This is a genomic window from Paenibacillus monticola (assembly GCF_009664975.1).
Taxonomy (GTDB): domain Bacteria; phylum Bacillota; class Bacilli; order Paenibacillales; family Paenibacillaceae; genus Paenibacillus_AQ; species Paenibacillus_AQ monticola.
In genome coordinates, this window is the sequence record NZ_WJXB01000004.1 from 452,333 (window position 1) to 470,025 (window position 17,693).

Annotated in this window: 20 protein-coding genes and 1 riboswitch; all 20 genes read left to right on the forward strand. The window is 47.6% G+C overall.

Annotation, left to right across the window (positions count from 1 at the left end; genetic code table 11):
* Positions 1-47: 47 nt before the first annotated feature.
* Positions 48-1,238 carry an FtsW/RodA/SpoVE family cell cycle protein gene (locus GJB61_RS14650; protein WP_154119229.1) on the forward strand — a complete coding sequence of 397 codons (1,191 nt, stop codon included), beginning with the start codon at positions 48-50 and terminating at the stop codon, positions 1,236-1,238.
* Positions 1,239-1,375: 137 nt separating this feature from the next.
* On the forward strand, positions 1,376-2,095 hold the full coding sequence (gene spoIIR, locus GJB61_RS14655) for a stage II sporulation protein R (protein ID WP_338115854.1): 720 nt from the start codon (positions 1,376-1,378) through the stop codon (positions 2,093-2,095).
* 132 nt (positions 2,096-2,227) lie between these two features.
* Positions 2,228-3,445, forward strand: a complete 1,218-nt coding sequence (locus tag GJB61_RS14660; RefSeq protein WP_154119473.1) for an L-threonylcarbamoyladenylate synthase — start codon at positions 2,228-2,230, stop codon at positions 3,443-3,445.
* Positions 3,446-3,568: 123 nt separating this feature from the next.
* Positions 3,569-4,135 carry a manganese efflux pump MntP gene (locus tag GJB61_RS14665; protein ID WP_420819748.1) on the forward strand — a complete coding sequence of 189 codons (567 nt, stop codon included), beginning with the start codon at positions 3,569-3,571 and terminating at the stop codon, positions 4,133-4,135.
* A gap of 47 nt (positions 4,136-4,182) precedes the next feature.
* Complete coding sequence (locus tag GJB61_RS14670) at positions 4,183-4,770, forward strand: low molecular weight protein arginine phosphatase (RefSeq protein ID WP_154119232.1); 588 nt, start codon at positions 4,183-4,185, stop codon at positions 4,768-4,770.
* A gap of 49 nt (positions 4,771-4,819) precedes the next feature.
* Positions 4,820-4,902: riboswitch (ZMP/ZTP riboswitch) on the forward strand.
* A 91-nt stretch (positions 4,903-4,993) separates the two neighbouring features.
* Positions 4,994-5,647, forward strand: coding sequence for a TIGR01440 family protein (locus tag GJB61_RS14675; protein ID WP_154119233.1), 654 nt, complete (start codon positions 4,994-4,996; stop codon positions 5,645-5,647).
* A 49-nt stretch (positions 5,648-5,696) separates the two neighbouring features.
* Positions 5,697-6,947: a serine hydroxymethyltransferase gene (locus GJB61_RS14680; RefSeq protein WP_338115855.1), complete on the forward strand. Its 1,251-nt coding sequence runs from the start codon at positions 5,697-5,699 to the stop codon at positions 6,945-6,947.
* A gap of 562 nt (positions 6,948-7,509) precedes the next feature.
* Entirely contained in the window at positions 7,510-8,139 is a 630-nt protein-coding gene (upp, locus tag GJB61_RS14685; protein ID WP_154119235.1) for a uracil phosphoribosyltransferase, read from the forward strand.
* Positions 8,140-8,200: 61 nt separating this feature from the next.
* A complete protein-coding gene (gene wecB, locus GJB61_RS14690; protein WP_154119236.1) occupies positions 8,201-9,355 on the forward strand; it encodes a non-hydrolyzing UDP-N-acetylglucosamine 2-epimerase in 1,155 nt (384 codons plus the stop codon).
* A 183-nt stretch (positions 9,356-9,538) separates the two neighbouring features.
* On the forward strand, positions 9,539-9,772 hold the full coding sequence (locus tag GJB61_RS14695; protein WP_154119237.1) for an AtpZ/AtpI family protein: 234 nt from the start codon (positions 9,539-9,541) through the stop codon (positions 9,770-9,772).
* On the forward strand, positions 9,765-10,139 hold the full coding sequence (locus tag GJB61_RS14700) for an ATP synthase subunit I (protein ID WP_154119238.1): 375 nt from the start codon (positions 9,765-9,767) through the stop codon (positions 10,137-10,139). The genes GJB61_RS14695 and GJB61_RS14700 overlap by 8 nt, the downstream gene beginning before the upstream one ends.
* A gap of 29 nt (positions 10,140-10,168) precedes the next feature.
* Positions 10,169-10,939 (forward strand): F0F1 ATP synthase subunit A, encoded by a 771-nt coding sequence (gene atpB, locus GJB61_RS14705; protein WP_154119239.1) that lies wholly within the window; start codon positions 10,169-10,171, stop codon positions 10,937-10,939.
* Between the two features lie 102 nt (positions 10,940-11,041).
* Complete coding sequence (gene atpE, locus GJB61_RS14710; RefSeq protein ID WP_154119240.1) at positions 11,042-11,254, forward strand: F0F1 ATP synthase subunit C; 213 nt, start codon at positions 11,042-11,044, stop codon at positions 11,252-11,254.
* Positions 11,255-11,352: 98 nt separating this feature from the next.
* A complete protein-coding gene (atpF, locus tag GJB61_RS14715; protein WP_338115828.1) occupies positions 11,353-11,841 on the forward strand; it encodes a F0F1 ATP synthase subunit B in 489 nt (162 codons plus the stop codon).
* Entirely contained in the window at positions 11,838-12,380 is a 543-nt protein-coding gene (locus GJB61_RS14720) for a F0F1 ATP synthase subunit delta (RefSeq protein ID WP_154119241.1), read from the forward strand. Before atpF ends, GJB61_RS14720 begins: the two co-directional genes overlap by 4 nt.
* 30 nt (positions 12,381-12,410) lie before the next feature.
* A complete protein-coding gene (gene atpA, locus GJB61_RS14725; protein WP_154119242.1) occupies positions 12,411-13,922 on the forward strand; it encodes a F0F1 ATP synthase subunit alpha in 1,512 nt (503 codons plus the stop codon).
* A 183-nt stretch (positions 13,923-14,105) separates the two neighbouring features.
* Positions 14,106-14,975 carry an ATP synthase F1 subunit gamma gene (gene atpG / locus GJB61_RS14730; protein ID WP_154119243.1) on the forward strand — a complete coding sequence of 290 codons (870 nt, stop codon included), beginning with the start codon at positions 14,106-14,108 and terminating at the stop codon, positions 14,973-14,975.
* A gap of 165 nt (positions 14,976-15,140) precedes the next feature.
* Positions 15,141-16,538 (forward strand): F0F1 ATP synthase subunit beta, encoded by a 1,398-nt coding sequence (gene atpD / locus GJB61_RS14735; RefSeq protein WP_154119244.1) that lies wholly within the window; start codon positions 15,141-15,143, stop codon positions 16,536-16,538.
* A 141-nt stretch (positions 16,539-16,679) separates the two neighbouring features.
* Positions 16,680-17,096 (forward strand): F0F1 ATP synthase subunit epsilon, encoded by a 417-nt coding sequence (locus tag GJB61_RS14740; protein ID WP_338115829.1) that lies wholly within the window; start codon positions 16,680-16,682, stop codon positions 17,094-17,096.
* 296 nt (positions 17,097-17,392) lie between these two features.
* The gene (locus tag GJB61_RS14745) at positions 17,393-17,632 is read left to right on the forward strand and encodes a DUF1146 family protein (RefSeq protein WP_154119246.1); all 240 of its coding nucleotides are present in this window, start codon (positions 17,393-17,395) and stop codon (positions 17,630-17,632) included.
* The last annotated feature ends 61 nt before the right edge of the window (positions 17,633-17,693 follow it).

A 17,693-nucleotide genomic window follows, 5' to 3' on the forward strand; every position in this document is an offset into this window, starting at 1 on the left:
TCGATCATTAGGGTAGTTATGAATCTAGCGGAATTGGGAGCGTCCATATGCTGCAAAAGCTTAAGAAAATCGATGGTGTAATTGTAATTGTGCTGATTATGCTAATGTGTGTCAGTATATTTTCTATATTCAGTGTAACCCATGGCAGGGAATTGGACGGCTTTCATCTGCGAATGCTCAAGTATTACATATTGGGTTTTGCCGTTTTTGTGGTGCTTGCCTTTGTCGATTACCGGATATTTATCAAATATGCCCTCTATTTATATCTATTTGGAGTTGGACTATTGGCGCTGGTGAACCTATTTGGCCAAGTACATAATGGGGCTCGAGGTTGGGTGGAGATAGGAGGATTAAGTCTTCAACCGGCTGAATTGTTCAAACTGGTGTTGATTCTTTTTCTGTCCTCTGTAATAGCCCGTAAACAAGGTTCCGCGCTTACCTTCTGGAAAGGGATTGTTCCCTTAGGTTTGTTGACGCTGCTCCCCTTTGCAATAGTTATTGTGCAGAATGATCTGGGCAACGCGCTCAGCTACATTGTTATTCTACTGGGTCTGCTATGGATAGGAAACATTAAATTTTCCCATGCCCTCATAGGCTTAATTATTGTGGGTGGATTGAGTCTGATGTTCGTCTTTAGCTATATTCACTATCATGATCAAGTGGTGGAGTTTATTGTAGAAACTACGGGTCGGGATCATTTGATTGACCGGTTTGATCCTTGGCTTGTCCCGGATCTGGCAACTGATGATGCAAGCTATCATACCCGGCATGCCAAGCTAGCTATTGCCTCGGGTGGTATGAGCGGTGAAGGATATATGCAGGGAAGCTCTGTGCAGTCCAATCAGGTGCCGTATACCTATACCGATGCCATTTTTGTGCAGATTGCCGAAGAGTTTGGATTTTTAGGTGCCGCACTCTTGCTTCTGCTCTTCTTCATTCTGATCCACCGGATGATCCTGATTGCTCTGGAAAGCAAGGATCGCAGTGGGAAGTTTCTGATCATCGGGATGGTGGCCATGTTGCTGTATCAGATTCTTGAGAATATCGGTGCCTTTATAGGTCTGATGCCGTTGACGGGGATTACGCTGCCTTTTATCAGTTATGGAGGGACTTCAGTGCTGATTAATATGTCCAGTATGGGAATAGTGATGAGCGTGCATCTTTATGGACAGGAAATAGAGGATGAGCTGCCAAGAGCCAGGGATTATGCGGCACAGGTTAAGGGACTAAAGGGCTGAAATCAATATTTAGTAGATTGCTAGGTTTGCAGACTCTCTTCTCCGGGCATACTGACTCACATAAGAGTTCAGAGGGAGAGGGGCCGTTTTACATGGATATGAACCAACCGAATCACGGCGATTCGTTACAAGATTCCATACGCACAACCTTTAAGTATACTGCCATTTTAATTTGTTTCTTTATGGTTATCATGATGGCCTGGGAAGGTCAAAAAAGCGATGCTGCAGTGGCGGAGGTAGCGATTCCTAAGGATTCGATCCGGCTGCGCATTCTGGCTAATTCAGATGGAACACAGGATCAATTGGTCAAGCGGCAAATCCGCGACACAATCGTCGAGCAAATGAACCAATGGGTGTCCGGGCTTGCCGATCCGCAGAGCTTGGAACAAGCGCGAACCTTGATTAGAAGCCATCTGCCGGAGCTAAACGCGCTGGTTGGAGCGGAGCTTGCGAAACGGGGAATAGAGTATTCTTTTAATGTCGAGTTAGGAGTCGTCCCTTTTCCAACCAAAATGTATGGGGGCACGGTGTACCCGGCTGGTGATTATGAAGCGGTACGCATCACCTTGGGTGCGGGCCAGGGACAAAATTGGTGGTGCGTATTATTTCCTCCATTATGCTTCATAGATGCAGGTTCAGGAGATGCGGCCGCTCCTGCTGCGACCAAAGGGGCGAAGACAGTCGCTGCTTCCGCAGCAGACGATAACAAAGTGCAACCAGCGGTTGGTAAAGCTGTGCAGAAGGCTTCAGTAACTGAGGATGATTCATCAACTGCGGGCAAGGAGCCCAAAGTGCGTTTCTTCTTCTGGGAGCTGCTGCAAAACATCTGGAGCTGGATCAGTGGATTATGGTCTTAAGTCCTGTTCTTGGATCTACAGTTTTGCTTCAAGATATGTTACTCTTTTCTTAGTAGATCCTTAACGGCTCCCCTTGGGGGCCGTTTCTTCTTGAATAAGAGCAAGTAATTATTTAGAAAGCCTGTGATGAGTATGGAACAACCTAAAGATTCTTTATTTGCTGTTCAGCGGCAGAGCGGCGATATAAGCACTACCGTATATTGGGAGCTGAAGTCAGCAGTGGAGGCTTCTTTATTAGTGCAGACGGAGGAAGACCGTTCAGCTATAGCGGAAGCGGCGAAAATGCTACGCGCGGGTGGCACTGTGGCATTTCCCACCGAGACGGTTTACGGTCTGGGTGCAGACGCCCGGAATACAGCAGCTGTTGAAGCCGTATTCGCGGCAAAAGGACGCCCGTCCGACAATCCCTTAATCGTGCATATTGCCGATCGAAGTGCTCTGGACGGGCTTGTTACTGCTGTGCACCCTACGGCTCAGGCGCTGATTGATGCTTTTTGGCCCGGCCCTTTAACGCTGGTTCTGCCGGTCCGGTCTGGTGTTCTATCGCCCCTCGTGACGGCAGGTCTGGATACGGTCGGCGTACGCATGCCTGATCATCCGGTGGCCTTGGCACTATTAAGTGCGGCGGCCTGTCCGGTTGCCGCACCTAGCGCCAATCGCTCCGGCCGGCCAAGTCCGACCCTGGCCTCGCACGTACTGGACGACTTGGCCGGCTATATCGGCGGCGTCCTGGACGGCGGCGCTGCCGGGGTCGGTCTGGAATCAACCGTCGTGCAGGTGCAGCCTGACGGCATGATCGCTGTGCTGCGTCCCGGTGGCATCACCACCGAGCAGCTCGCTTCTGTAGCGGGCGCGGATGCTGTAGATACAGCGCCTGCCGCTGTTGTGGAGCTGGCAGCTGCGGCAGCAGCAGATGCTAGCTCTGCCTCCGGCCCGGAATTCGCGGCCGGTGGGAGCAGCCCCGGCCCGCGCGCGCCGGGCATGAAGTACACGCACTACGCGCCGCGCGGCTGGCTCGGCGTAGTGCGCGGCGCTTCGCCGCAACGCGTGGCGGCGGAGGCCACGCTTCTGCTGCAGGCGGCGCAGCAGGCCGGCGAGAATACGGGCCTGCTCCTCTTTGCGGAGCATAAGGCCCTGTATCCCGCCGAAGCTGCCGCCTGCGTTGTATCTCTTGGCTCATTATCCTCGCCAGAGGAGGGAGCCCGCTCCCTGTATGCCGCGCTGCGGCGCTTCGATGAAGCGGGAGCCACCTACATTCTGGCCGAGGCATGTCCGGAGACCGGCCTCGGCGCAGCCATCATGAACCGGCTGATGAAAGCAGCCGGTGGCTCCGTAATCGAAGCCGGCTAAACACGGCTCTCTAACCCTACCTAGCTAGGCTCTTCCCGAATTCCTGACCCAGTCATGATTGCCATCTTGTCCGCATATCGTTGTAGTACAAGATATAACGGACTTGGGGGTAGGGGAATGGGCATGGGTGAAGTATATGCCGGATGGGGGCAGACCCTAACAATTGCTATAATGGCAATTGCGCTGGGCATGGATGCTTTTTCACTCGGTGTAGGCATCGGGATGAAGGGCATTCGTCTGCTGCATGTGCTGCAAATGAGCCTGCTTATTGCCTTTTTTCATGTGCTTATGCCACTTCTGGGCTTACTTACGGGAAGTTACGTTGGGCATTTGCTCGGTCAGGTAACGGCTTATGCAGCTGGCGGTCTGCTTGTCCTACTGGGGACGCATATGGTTTTTAACTCCTTTCGTCCGATTTCCAGTGAGATGCGGGGAACGAGTCACCGGACATTTTGGGGCATGCTGCTCATTTCTTTAAGTGTAAGTGTAGATTCGTTTTCCGTGGGAGTATCATTAGGAATGTTTGTAAATAGTGTATTTTTGACCGTGCTGGCCTTTGGAATTTGCGGCGGCTTAATGTCGACTGTCGGCTTGCTGCTAGGGCGGCATGTTAGCCGCGGACTTGGTGAATACGGTGAAGCCTTGGGTGGGGCAATACTTTTGGCGTTTGGCTTACTGTTCATCTTCTGATACAATAACGGCGAAAGTATCTTTCAATATTCATGGGGGTGGAAAGCATGCTGCATATTTTATTCGTCTGCACCGGAAATACGTGCCGTAGTCCAATGGCCGAAGGGCTTCTACGGAAACTAGCAAAGGAACGCGGAATCGACCTGGAAGTGCGGTCTGCAGGTGTATCTGCCATTTCCGGTACTTCGATTTCACGACATGCCGCAGCTATTCTGCGGGATGAAGGTATTAATGACCATATTCTATCCTCTCAGCTAACGGGGCAAACTGTTTCTTGGGCAGATCTTGTATTGACGCTGACCGGTGGGCATAAAAGGCATTTGCTGCAGTATTTCCCGGACGCGGTAACGAAGACTTACACACTGAAGGAATACGTGCATGACGAAGACGCTGTAACTGAAGATATTAAAGAGCTGGATAGCCTATATGCGGATGCAGAACTTAGCCTAGCGCTTGGTGGGGAACCGAATGCTGAAGATTTGCAGCGGATTATTGAGATCCGCCAACGGATTCCAAGCTTCGATATTTCTGATCCCTTTGGAGGGAACCGCGAAGATTATGAGCTAACGGCTGCCGAGATCCGTACAGCATTGTTCGGTCTGCTGGATAAGTTGGAATCCTTACGCCGTTTGTAATGAAGGTTGATTTTCAGTGGCCTTTGCATTAATATGAAAGAACAAATATCGGTTCCGGTGTAACTGGCGACAAGTGTGGATCAAACCACGATGGAGCATCGGAATAAACGGCCGGTCGCCTGGGCAAAAGAGCAAATCCGCAGCTACCTGCGGACTGCTCTTTTTTGTTTAAAATGAACCTGATTACAACTAGTCTATGTTTATGATGTGAGGAGGTAAGGAGATGGACGAAGTCGTGAAGCAGGACCCTTGGGAAAAATGTGCATCCACTAATGTAACCGAAAGTACAGAACATCCGGCGGAAGTAGAGCTTTCTTGGACTGCCGTAACTGCCACCGTGGTACGTGAGCTGGCGAAGATTGGCAAGCTTGGGCCTGGAAAAGTTCTTGTTGTCGGAGTCAGTACTAGCGAGGTCGCTGGTGTTCGAATTGGTACTGGAGGCGCGCTGGAAGTGGCAGAACAGCTGCTTGAAGGGGTACGCCAAGTTGCTGAAGAATGGGGCTTTCAACCGGTATACCAGTGCTGTGAGCACTTGAACCGTGCGCTTGTAATGGAACGCTCTTTGCTTGCGTCACTTGGGTTGAAGGAAGTTGCTGCTGTACCTATACCCGGAGCCGGGGGCTCTATGGCTGCCGCTGCTTACCGTTCGATGGCGGATCCTGTTCTGGCCGAAAGCGTACAAGCTCATGCCGGAATAGATATTGGGGAGACGTTGATTGGTATGCATTTGCGCGCTGTGGCAGTCCCTTTCCGGCCCACACAACGCTACATTGGTGCGGCTAGAGTGAATGCGGCTTGGACTAGGCCGGCGTTGATCGGCGGCGAACGTGCAGTATACCATACACCTGAAGTTAGTGGTTCTCAGCTCTGCGATTGACCAGCGAGCTTCAATAAAATATAAACACAAACACTAGGAGGAAATAAGAATCATGGAACAATTGCGTAAGAGTGACCCGGCAGTACTGGAAGCGATGGGACTGGAGTTAAGACGTCAGCGTGCCAATATTGAGCTTATTGCCTCAGAAAATATCGTCAGTGAAGCCGTTATGGAAGCAATGGGCTCCGTGCTTACGAACAAGTATGCAGAAGGCTATCCCGGCAAAAGATATTATGGTGGTTGTGAAGATGTGGATATTGTGGAGAACCTGGCCCGTGATCGTGCAAAACAACTGTTTGGTGCCGATCATGTAAACGTGCAGCCGCATTCCGGCGCTCAGGCGAATATGGCAGTGTATCTGGCCGCACTTAACCCAGGGGATACTGTGCTGGGCATGAACCTGGCACATGGTGGCCATTTAACGCACGGCAGTCCGGTCAATGCCTCCGGTTTGCTGTATAACTTTGTAGCCTATGGTGTTCAAGAGAATACATTCCTCATCGATTATGATGAAGTGCGCAAAGCAGCATTTAAGCACCGTCCTAAACTAATTGTAGCTGGTGCGAGTGCATACCCGCGTATTATTGATTTTGAAGCGCTAGGCTCTATTGCAAATGATGTCGGAGCTCTGTTTATGGTAGATATGGCACATATCGCCGGTTTGGTTGCGGCAGGTCTTCATCCGAGTCCGGTTCCATATGCCCATTTTGTTACAACTACAACACATAAGACTTTGCGCGGTCCACGCGGAGGTATGATTATGTGTAGACAGCCATGGGCGGCTGCAATCGATAAGGCGGTATTCCCTGGTTCTCAAGGTGGCCCTCTTATGCATGTGATTGCATCCAAAGCTGTGGCATTTGGAGAAGCGCTGCTGCCATCCTTTAAGACTTATGCTGAGAATGTAGTGAAGAATGCGAAAATACTGGCAGAAACACTTATAGGTGAAGGAGTAAACATTGTATCAGGCGGGACGGACAATCATTTGATGCTGCTCGATACCCGTAATCTCAATATCACTGGCAAAGTAGCGGAAAAAGTACTGGATTCCGTCGGCATCACTGTGAATAAGAATGCTATACCATTTGACCCTACAAGTCCATTTGTAACCAGTGGCATCCGGATAGGTACACCTGCAGTCACCTCGCGTGGTATGGACGAGCAGGCCATGGTAATCATCGGCCGTATTATTGCCAACGTTCTGAAGAATCCAGAGGACGAAGTGAAATTGACTGAAGCTGCCCGCCAAGTAGCGGAACTTACGGAGCAATACCCACTGTACACCGACCTAAAATATTAAGATTAGCTGCGGTATCGTATGTATATTCGAGTGTTTCTTTTTGCAAATATAAGAATGTATATGCTTCAGACGATAACTTATCCTTATATTTCTCGAAGAAACGGGTGCCATCCCTAAAAGGACGGCAAAGCCGTTTCTTCTTGCTCCGCGAGGTCAGCTTATTGACCTTGGCGGAGTTTTTTTGTTGTTGCATAATGTTCACACTTTAGGTTTAAAAATCTTAGCTTCCCCAAATGATTGGTTCCATGAAAGTTCATGAAATTTTCATTAAATTAATGAAAATCAGTGAAAGAAATGTGAAAAGTATAAAATTTTTGAATTCAAGCAAATTTAAACACGAGATTTATCCAGCAAGTTGAGCAAACTCCTAATCTTTACCGAGTATCTTGCGGGCTGCAGCAGATTGCAGTAAATGGCGGCGTCTGCTTCCTAACTAAAAGTGTCAGTTCCTTCATAGGTGAAAAGCGGTGAAGGGAATGATATAATGAACAAGATTTAGCCGCAGAGAAGTATAAACGCTTTCTATGGCTATAAGACTCACAATTACCGGAGGGACAAGTTAATGGGAAAATTGGTGATTTGCGATCATCCTTTGATTCAGCACAAACTAACATTTATACGCGATGTGAGAACGAACACGAAAGAATTTAGAGAGCATGTCGATGAAGTAGCTACCTTGATGGCTTATGAGATTACACGTGATATTCCGCTCGAGACCATTACAGTGCAGACACCGGTTGCTGAGACACAGAGTAAGGTGATTTCCGGAAGAATGCTGGGTCTTATTCCAATTCTTCGGGCAGGGCTGGGTATGCTTGAAGGCGTACTGAAGCTGCTTCCCGCAGCTAAGGTAGGACATGTAGGATTGTTCCGCGATCCAGACACACTTCTACCGGTTGAGTATTATATTAAACTTCCTACTGATGTGCAAGAACGCGAGCTGATCGTAATCGATCCGATGCTGGCCACTGGCGGCTCGGCAATTGCTGCTATTACAGCGCTAAAGAAGCGGGGATGTACCCAGATTAAGATGATGAACCTGATTGCTGCTCCAGAAGGGGTTGCGGCTGTGCAAGCGGCTCATCCCGATGTTGATATTTATGTAGCTGCACTTGATGATCATTTAAATGAGCATGGTTATATCGTACCAGGACTCGGCGATGCTGGAGATCGCCTGTACGGAACGAAGTAATACACATAAGGTCTTTATTCAACAAGGCAACTTCGAAGGGTTTAAAGAAAGGGTAGGGGTTATGTCTAAAATTAAAGTAATGACGATTTTTGGTGTGCGCCCCGAGGCGATCAAGATGGCGCCCTTGGTGTTGGAACTGAAAAAACATTCCGAGCATATTGAAACGATTGTATGTGTAACGGCCCAGCATCGCGAGCTGCTCGATCAGGTTTTGGAAGTGTTCAAGATCACCCCGGATTACGATCTGGATGTAATGAAGGACCGTCAAACATTGAATGAGATTACCATTCGTGTGCTGGAAGGATTGGAGCCTGTGCTGAAGGAGGCCAAACCTGACCTTGTGCTTGTACATGGGGATACACTGACTACATTTCTGGCCAGCTATGCTTCATTTCTGCAGCAAATTCAGGTAGGGCATGTAGAAGCAGGACTTCGGACCTGGAATAAGCTGTCTCCATACCCAGAGGAAATGAACCGTCAATTGACAGGAGTGTTAGCTGATTTACATTTTGCTCCAACCGATCTTTCAGCTGATAACCTGAGACACGAGAACAAAAAAGAATCAAGTATTTATATCACAGGCAACACGGTAACCGATGTGTTTCAATATACCGTACAGCCGGACTATCGGCATCCTGTACTGGACTTTGCTTCAGGAAAAAGACTTATTTTAATGACGGCGCACCGCAGAGAATCACAAGGCGAACCGCACCGTCATATTTTCCGTGCTATCAGAAGAATCGCTGATGAATTTGAAGATGTGGCCATTGTTTATCCTGTGCATCCGAGTCCTGCGGTTAGGGAACCGGCACATGAAATTTTAGGCGGGCACCCGAGAATTAAGCTAATTGATCCACTGGATGTCGTAGATCTGCACAATTTTTATCCACATACCCACTTGATTTTAACCGATTCCGGCGGCCTGCAGGAGGAAGCTCCCTCTTACGGAATTCCTGTGCTTGTGCTGCGTGATACGACCGAGCGCCCGGAAGGGATAGAAGCCGGAACGCTGGAGCTGGTGGGAACGGACGAGGAGAAGGTGTATCAACGGACACATGCTCTGCTGACTGATCAAGTGCTCTATCAGTCCATGAGCCGGGCCGCCAACCCGTATGGAGATGGTAAAGCATCCGAAAGAATTGTCAATGCGATTTTGCACCATTTCGGAGTGAACGAAAAACGCCCTGAAGAATTTCACAGAATGTTCACAAATTAATTTATGGACATTGTAAGCGATATTTTCAAAGACCAAATTCAACATACAGTAGAACTGTACGGTTTATATGGTTTTGGAATGTTTTGCTGTGATTATTTTCATCTTTTCAGAGTTTTTTTGAGTAATGTTTGACGAATTGACAAACTGTCTGGAAATTCAGTAAAATTAGTTGGGATTGTAGCCATGAAGGAACAAAAAAACATGGACAGCTTAGGACGTGCTGCACTAGTACTTGGAAGCGCAGGGACTTTACTAGCTTCTTACATTATTATGGGTTTTTTTGTGGCAAGGTGGTTGAGAGACCGCTTGGCCGGTCCGGATTATTGGTTAGCCATCGGAACTATAGCCGGAATGGTTCTGGGTATTGTAAACGTCGTCCTGTTAGTCAAAAAATTTTTGGGGGAGCAGAATGGATAATATGACTCCCGTGATAAACACGGTCACCAAATTGACGTTAGCGCTCATGGTAGGATTGCTGATAGGTTGGGCACTTCATCATGAAACTCGCGACGTTACGCTGGGCATGACTTTGGGTCTGGTGGCGGGACTTGCAAACTTCCGTTATCTGGCTGTAAAGGTTCGACGGGTGACGCAGTCGATAGCGAGCAATAAGGGGAATGCATTCAGCCTAGGTTTTGTCACAAGGATATGCTTTGCGATTTTGGTCACCATGTTCGCGGTGAAGATTAATCTCTCGTTGGGAGCAACCATTCTAGGTTTATTCATTCCTCAGCTTCTTGCCATACCTACAGGGATATATCTGGGTATCAGAAACAAGCTTTAACCAGAGTAAAGAGAAAGGGGGATGATGCTATGCATGATATGCCGAAAATCTTTGTCGGAGGAATACCGATAGATTTGTCTGCTGTTCTGATGCTTCTGATCAGTTCGATAGTAGTATTCGGTCTGGTTATGCTGTCAGTTCGTAATCTTTCGGTTGAGAATCCTTCCAAACTTCAGAATTTTATGGAATGGGTTGTGGAATTTGTAGAGGGGTTAATCAGCAGTGCGATGGATCTGAAGAAAGGGAAGCCCTACATATCTTTGGGGTTGACGTTGATTCTGTTCATTTTTGTTTCTAACCTGCTTGGATTACCGTTCTCAGTCGTTACAGAAGTTACTGAGGGTCCAGTTTCAGTATTCGGGCATGTAATTGAGGCAACGCGGAATATGGTTCCTGGAGATCACGTTGAACTTTTATGGTATAAGTCACCGACTGCCGACATCAACGTTACCGCAGGACTAGCCATCATCGTGTTTGTATTGATGAATTATCTGGGCATCAAGCTTAATGGCAAACACTACTTTAAGCATTATATCGAACCGTTTCCAATTTTTCTGCCGCTCAATATTATTGAGAATTTGTCCAAGCCGGTGGCGCTGGCCATTCGTCTATTTGCCAATATTTTTGCGGGCGAGGTGCTCATAACCGTTATTTTGAAGTTGGGAGTAGCGAGTATACCGTTTCTGGCCATTTGGCAGGGCTTCAGTATTTTTGTAGCTGCACTGCAGGCTTTTATTTTCACAATTCTGACGATGGTGTATATCGCACAGATGACGATCCACGAGGAAGAAGCTCATTAATGAACTGTCGTAAAGAATGGCAGTAAGCCGTATTCTCTTTGCGGGAGATATTTTATATCATTAAGCACAATAGAACCGAAATTTGAAGGAGGATATTTACAAATGGAATTTTTGGCAGCAGCAATAGCAGTAGGTTTGGGTGCACTTGGTGCAGGTATTGGTAACGGTATGATCGTAAGTAAAACAGTAGAATCTATTGCTCGTCAACCGGAAGCTCGCAACATCTTGCAAACAACAATGTTTATCGGTGTAGGTATCGTCGAAGTTATTCCTTTGGCAGCAACAGTTATTGCATTCCTGATCATGTTTACTTAATAAACCGTATTTACGGTTTGGCGGGGACGGCCGATGCCATCCGCGCCTTACTTTTGTATACGTCCGCATGCTGCGGTAACGGAAGGGAGTGACCTCAAGTGGAAATAGTTTACACAAATATTATCTTTACGATTGTCGCCTTTGGGATTCTATATTTTCTACTTAGCAAATATGCCTTCAGCAAATTGTTTGCAGTAATGGAGACGCGCCGTGAGCTGGTTATGCAGCAAATGGATGAAGCTACGAAGACCAGAGAACAGGCGGTCGCATATGTAGAAGAGCAGAAACAGGCACTGAACAGCGCGCGTAAAGAGGCTCAGACAATTATTCAGCAATCCCAGATTACCAGCAGTCAACAGGTAGAACGGATTCTGGAGCAAGCCAAAGCTGATGCATCACGCGTGAAGGACGAAGCAGTCCGGGATATCGAGAACGAGAAGAAGAAAGCTGTCGAGGAGCTGCGCAGCGAAATCGGCACAGTATCCGTTCGCATCGCTTCCAAGCTCTTGCAAAAAGAAGTTAGTGTGAGTGGTGAACAAGAACAGCTCGTTGATCAATACCTCAAAGAGGTAGGAGGCCAATCATGAGCCGCGATACGGTAGTTGCCAAACGTTACGCTAAAGCGCTATACAGTGCGGCGGTGGATAAGGGCATTACGCTTGAAGTAGAAGAACAGTTGCGAGCAGTTGTCGAAGTGCTTCACTACGACCAAGAGGTGAAACGGTTTATCATTGCGCCGCGTATCTCGGAGTCCGACAAGCTGAATGTGCTGCGCACAGTACTTCAAGATAAGGTGTCGCCAACGGTAATGAACACTGTAGAACTGCTGGTTGAACGGGGCAGAACCGATATTTTTGCTGAACTGCTGGAAACGTATATCAAGATTGAAGGAGACGCTCTCGGTATCGGTGATGCCACAGTGTACTCCACATATGCTCTGAGTCCAGAGGAGCAGGCAAGTGTAGCTGCCGAATTTGGCCAATTGGTGAAACGGACAATCCGTGTCAAGAATGTGGTTGATGAAAGCTTATTGGGCGGACTTAAGGTTTTGATTGGCGATACGCTGTACGACGGTAGTCTATCCGGCAAATTAGAGCGTCTCGAGAAATCCTTTAATGTTAAGTAATGTTAAGTATAGAAGATAGGGGTGAGGATATTGGGCATCAGACCTGAAGAGATCAGCACTTTGATCAAAAGTCAAATTGAGCAATATAAATCCGATATCGAAGTTGCCGAAATTGGCACCGTTATTCAAGTCGGCGACGGTATCGCCCGTGTCTACGGTCTGGAAAACGCAATGGCAGGCGAACTGCTTGAGTTCTCCAACGGAGTAGTGGGTATGGCACTGAATCTAGAAGAAAGCAACGTTGGTGTTGTTATTCTGGGTGAGTACACAGCAATTCGTGAAGGCGACCAAGTAAAGCGCACAGGACAAATTATGCAGGTTCCAGTTGGCGATGCGCTGCTGGGCCGTGTAGTCAACGCGCTTGGTCAGCCACTTGATGGCAAAGGTCCAATCGTTACGACTGAATTCCGTCCGGTAGAGAACAATGCTCCGGGTGTTATCGATCGTAAATCGGTTCATGAACCGATGCAGACTGGTCTAAAAGCCATTGACGCCATGGTGCCGATTGGTCGGGGACAACGCGAGCTTATCATCGGTGACCGTCAAACAGGTAAAACAGCGATCGCAATTGATGCAATTATTAACCAAAAAGGCAACGGGATGAAATGTATCTATGTTGCCATCGGCCAAAAACAATCTACGGTGGCACAGGTTGTAGAAACTTTACGCAAGCATGGCGCTTTGGATTATACGATTATCGTAACCGCTTCGGCTTCTGAGCCGTCCCCGCTGTTGTATATTGCTCCATATGCAGGTTGTGCAATGGGTGAATATTTCATGTACAAAGGTGAGCATGTGCTTATCATTTATGATGACCTTTCGAAGCAAGCCTCCGCTTATCGCGAATTATCCTTGCTGCTTCGTCGTCCACCGGGCCGGGAAGCTTTCCCTGGTGACGTGTTCTACTTGCACTCCCGTCTTCTGGAACGTGCAGCTAAGCTTAGCGATGAGCTTGGTGGTGGTTCATTAACCGCTCTGCCATTTATCGAAACACAGGCCTCCGATGTATCGGCTTACATTCCAACGAACGTAATTTCGATTACAGACGGTCAGATTTTCCTTGAATCAGACCTGTTCTACTCCGGTCAACGTCCTGCCATTAACGTTGGTATCTCTGTATCGCGTGTAGGTGGTTCTGCGCAGATCAAAGCAATGAAGAAGGTTGCTGGCTCCCTCCGTCTGGATCTTGCCCAATACCGTGAACTTCAGGCGTTCTCACAGTTCGGTTCTGATCTCGATAAATCTACACTAGCCCGTCTAAACCGTGGTGCCCGCATGATGGAAGTTCTGAAGCAAGGCGTGAACCAGCCTTTGTCTGTTGAGCATCAGGTCCTCAGCTTGTACACGGCTGTAAAGGGTCACCTCGATGATATTCCAGTTAAGGACGTAAAACGTTTTGAAAAGGAATTTCTGGCATTCATGGAAAGCAGTGTGGCTGAAGTCATTAAATCCATCACGGATACAAAGGATTTAACTGCAGATAACGAAGCTGCTCTAATAGCCGCTATTGATAAGTTTAAAAAGGGCTTTGCTACTAGCTAAGTTTTAGTCGATGATTGAGAACTTATAAAGAGAGCTTTGGTTCGCCAAAGTTTAGAATATGCTTACGAAGCTAGCTCTTCGTCAAAGCTAAGAATATGCTTACGAAGTTAGCTCTTCGTCAAAGCTAAGAATATGCTTACGAAGTTAGCTTTGACTTCGTCAAAGCTTTGAGGTGGTGAAATCATGGCAAGAAGCATGCGTGATATTAAACGTCAAATCAAGAGCGTTCAGAACACCCGACAGATCACAAAGGCGATGGAGATGGTAGCTGCCTCCAAGCTGAGAAAAGCGCAGGAGAAAGCAGAAGCGGCCCGTCCTTACTCAGAGAAGCTTAAGGAGGTCGTAACGAGTATCGCTGGTAGTTCAGAGGGCATCAAGCATCCTATGCTGGTCAGCCGCCCTGTGAAGAAAACAGCTTATCTTATCGTTACCTCAGATAGAGGGCTTGCGGGAGGATATAACGCTAATATTTTGCGTAAATTGACATTGCTCATCGCGGAGAAACACAAATCCAAAGACGAGTACGGCATATTTGTGATCGGCCGTAAGGGCCGTGATTTTCTGCGCCGCCGTGAGTACCCGATTGTTGAGGAAGTAACCGAGCTTTCTGATGCACCAACGTTTGCTGACATCAAGTCGATTGCCTACTCCGCAGTGCAGCAGTTTGAATCGGGTGTATTTGATGAGTTGTACCTTTGTTATAATCATTTTGTTAATGCAATGACTCAAGAACCAACCGTAGATCGGCTACTGCCGATGGAGACTGTTGGGAAGAAAGAGCAGCATGGAGTAAGTGCAATGTATGAATATGAGCCATCACCGGAAGGTGTATTGGAAGTATTGCTTCCCAAATATGCCGAAACTTTGATTTATAGCGCAATTCTGAATGGCAAGGCCAGTGAGCTGGGTGCGAAGATGACAGCGATGGGTAGTGCTACGAAGAACGCCTCGAAAATGATCGGAGAACTTACACTTACGTACAACCGCGCTCGTCAGGCGGCAATTACGCAGGAAATTACCGAGATCGTGGCCGGTGCGAACGCGCAGTCCTAAAGTATTAGAGAGGTAGAGCTGAGTGCTTGACTTTGCCTTTTATTTTATGAGAAACGAGTGCCGTACAATCAGATGCGCTGTAATACTCCCTTCGGGAGAGGATGCTCCTAACTTGCGGTACAGTAGTTTCTTCTTAAGTAACAGCTTTCAAGGAGGGAATTTAAGATGAATAAAGGACGCGTTGTAAGCATTATGGGTCCGGTTGTGGATATTGAATTCGAACGCGGCCAGCTGCCCGAGATATTCAACGCTATTAAAATTGAAACAAGCTTGGATAATGGCCGCAAGATTGATCTGACCCTTGAAGTTTCCAATCATCTGGGAGATAACGTGGTACGTTGTATTGCCATGTCTTCCACAGATGGACTGGTTCGCGGTCTGGATGCGTTTGACCAGGGAAGTCCAATTTCGGTTCCGGTGGGTGTCGCGACGTTAGGTCGAGTGTTTAACGTGCTGGGCAATCCTATTGATAACGGTGGCGAAGTTGTTGCTGAAAGAAACCCAATTCACCGTCTTGCTCCGACATTCGATGAATTGTCGACACAAGCGGAGATTCTGGAAACTGGAATAAAGGTTATCGATCTGCTCGCGCCGTATGCCAAGGGTGGTAAGGTTGGCCTGTTCGGTGGTGCTGGTGTTGGTAAAACGGTAACCATTCAGGAGCTAATCAATAACATCGCTCAAGAACACGGCGGTATCTCCGTATTCGCAGGTGTTGGTGAACGTACGCGTGAAGGTAATGACTTGTACCATGAAATGACGGAGTCTGGCGTTATCAAGAAGACAGCAATGGTATTCGGACAAATGAATGAGCCTCCAGGCGCACGTCTGCGTGTAGCTCTGACAGGTCTGACTATGGCGGAATATTTCCGTGATGTAGAAGGCCGCGATACGTTGCTCTTCATCGATAATATATTCCGCTTTACTCAGGCGGGTTCCGAAGTATCTGCACTGCTTGGCCGTATGCCATCTGCAGTAGGATATCAACCAACGTTGGCTACAGAAATGGGTCAGTTGCAGGAACGTATTACTTCCACCAAAAAAGGTTCTGTTACTTCCATTCAAGCGATCTACGTACCAGCGGATGATTATACTGACCCCGCTCCGGCAACGGCGTTTGCCCACTTGGATGCAACTACCAACTTGGAACGTAAAATTTCTGAAAAAGGGATCTTCCCGGCGGTTGATCCATTGGCTTCCAGCTCGCGTTTGTTGGCTCCGGAAATTGTTGGTGAAGAGCATTATAATGTGGCTCAAGGCGTTAAGCAGCTGCTTCAGCGCTACACCGAGCTTCAGGACATCATTGCCATTTTGGGTATGGATGAATTGAGTGAAGAAGATAAGGTTATTGTGGCTCGCGCTCGTAAGGTTGAGCGTTTCTTATCACAGCCTTTCCACGTAGCTGAGCAGTTCACAGGTTTCAAAGGTAAATATGTGCCGATTAAAGAAACCGTACGCAGCTTTAAGGAAATTCTAGAAGGTAAGCATGATGATCTTCCAGAAGTAGCTTTCCTTTTTGTGGGCGTTATTGAAGAAGCAGTTGAAAAGGCAAAAACGCTGTAACCTGAGCAAAGACGATGCTTTCGAAGTGAATATTACTTCGTGAGGCTAAGATATTGTTTTCGAAGTAAGTATTACTTCGTAAAGCTAAGATGATGCTTTCGATGCGAGCTTTACTTCGTAAAGCTTTAAGGAGGAATGGAAGTGAATACCTTTTTGTTGGAAATTGTCACGCCGGAGCGTCTTGTCTACTCCAAGCAGGTTAATAGCTTGACGGTAAAGGGAGCCGATGGCGATTTGGGTATTTTGCCGGGACACATTCCGCTTGTGACTCCACTTCAGGTTGCTCCGTTGTCCGTCAAAGCGGATGGTGTTACAATCATTGTTGCCGTTCATGGCGGTTTCGTTGAAGTGCACAAAGACAAGGTAACGGTACTGGCTGAAAGTGCTGAGCTGCCTAAAGATATCGACATTGAGCGTGCTGAAGCTGCTAAAGAGCGGGCACAACGCCGTCTGCAGACGCGGAGTAAACAGGATGATGTTGATCACCGCCGTGCAGAATTGGCGCTGCAACGCGCTGTTACACGGATTAAAGTGTCCACAGGAAAAGGGCAACAGTAGAATACTTAGCAGTCAAGCCTATGGCTTGGCTGTTTTTTTAAAATATAATAATTTATATGTTTCACACAATAAATTATCCTTCTATTTCTCGAAGAAACGGGTGCCGTCCTTATAAAGGGCGCCAAAGCCGTATCTTCTTACCGTTTTCATCGGTAATGAAAGTGAACATCTCGTGTTTTCCTTGGATATTGCGGGTAAATTGTTTAAAATTGTGTAAAAGTACTGGATTCTTTTCCCCTACGCAAGTATGATGTAAGAGTCGATTTCCGAGTAATGTAGAGACACGGGGGGTTAACATGGAGTTGTTAAGCACAATCGGCAGCAGTGGTGTGGTCTCAATGACCGTATCTCTGTTCTGTGTGGCAATATCTTGGTGGGCTTTGCAGAACCTTAAGCTCGAGTTGGTCATAAGATATCCCAAGAGTCCTCAGGGGCGGCTGTTGCATTTGCTGCTAGCTATTGTCCTGGGCCACTTCGTGGCGGGGTTTCTGCTGGAGTACATGGGCTGGAGCGGACAGATCCGTAATATGTTTTAATAGCTGGTGGTTTGGTTATATGTCTCATAGACCTATGATGCAAAAAGGTGTCGAATAATAA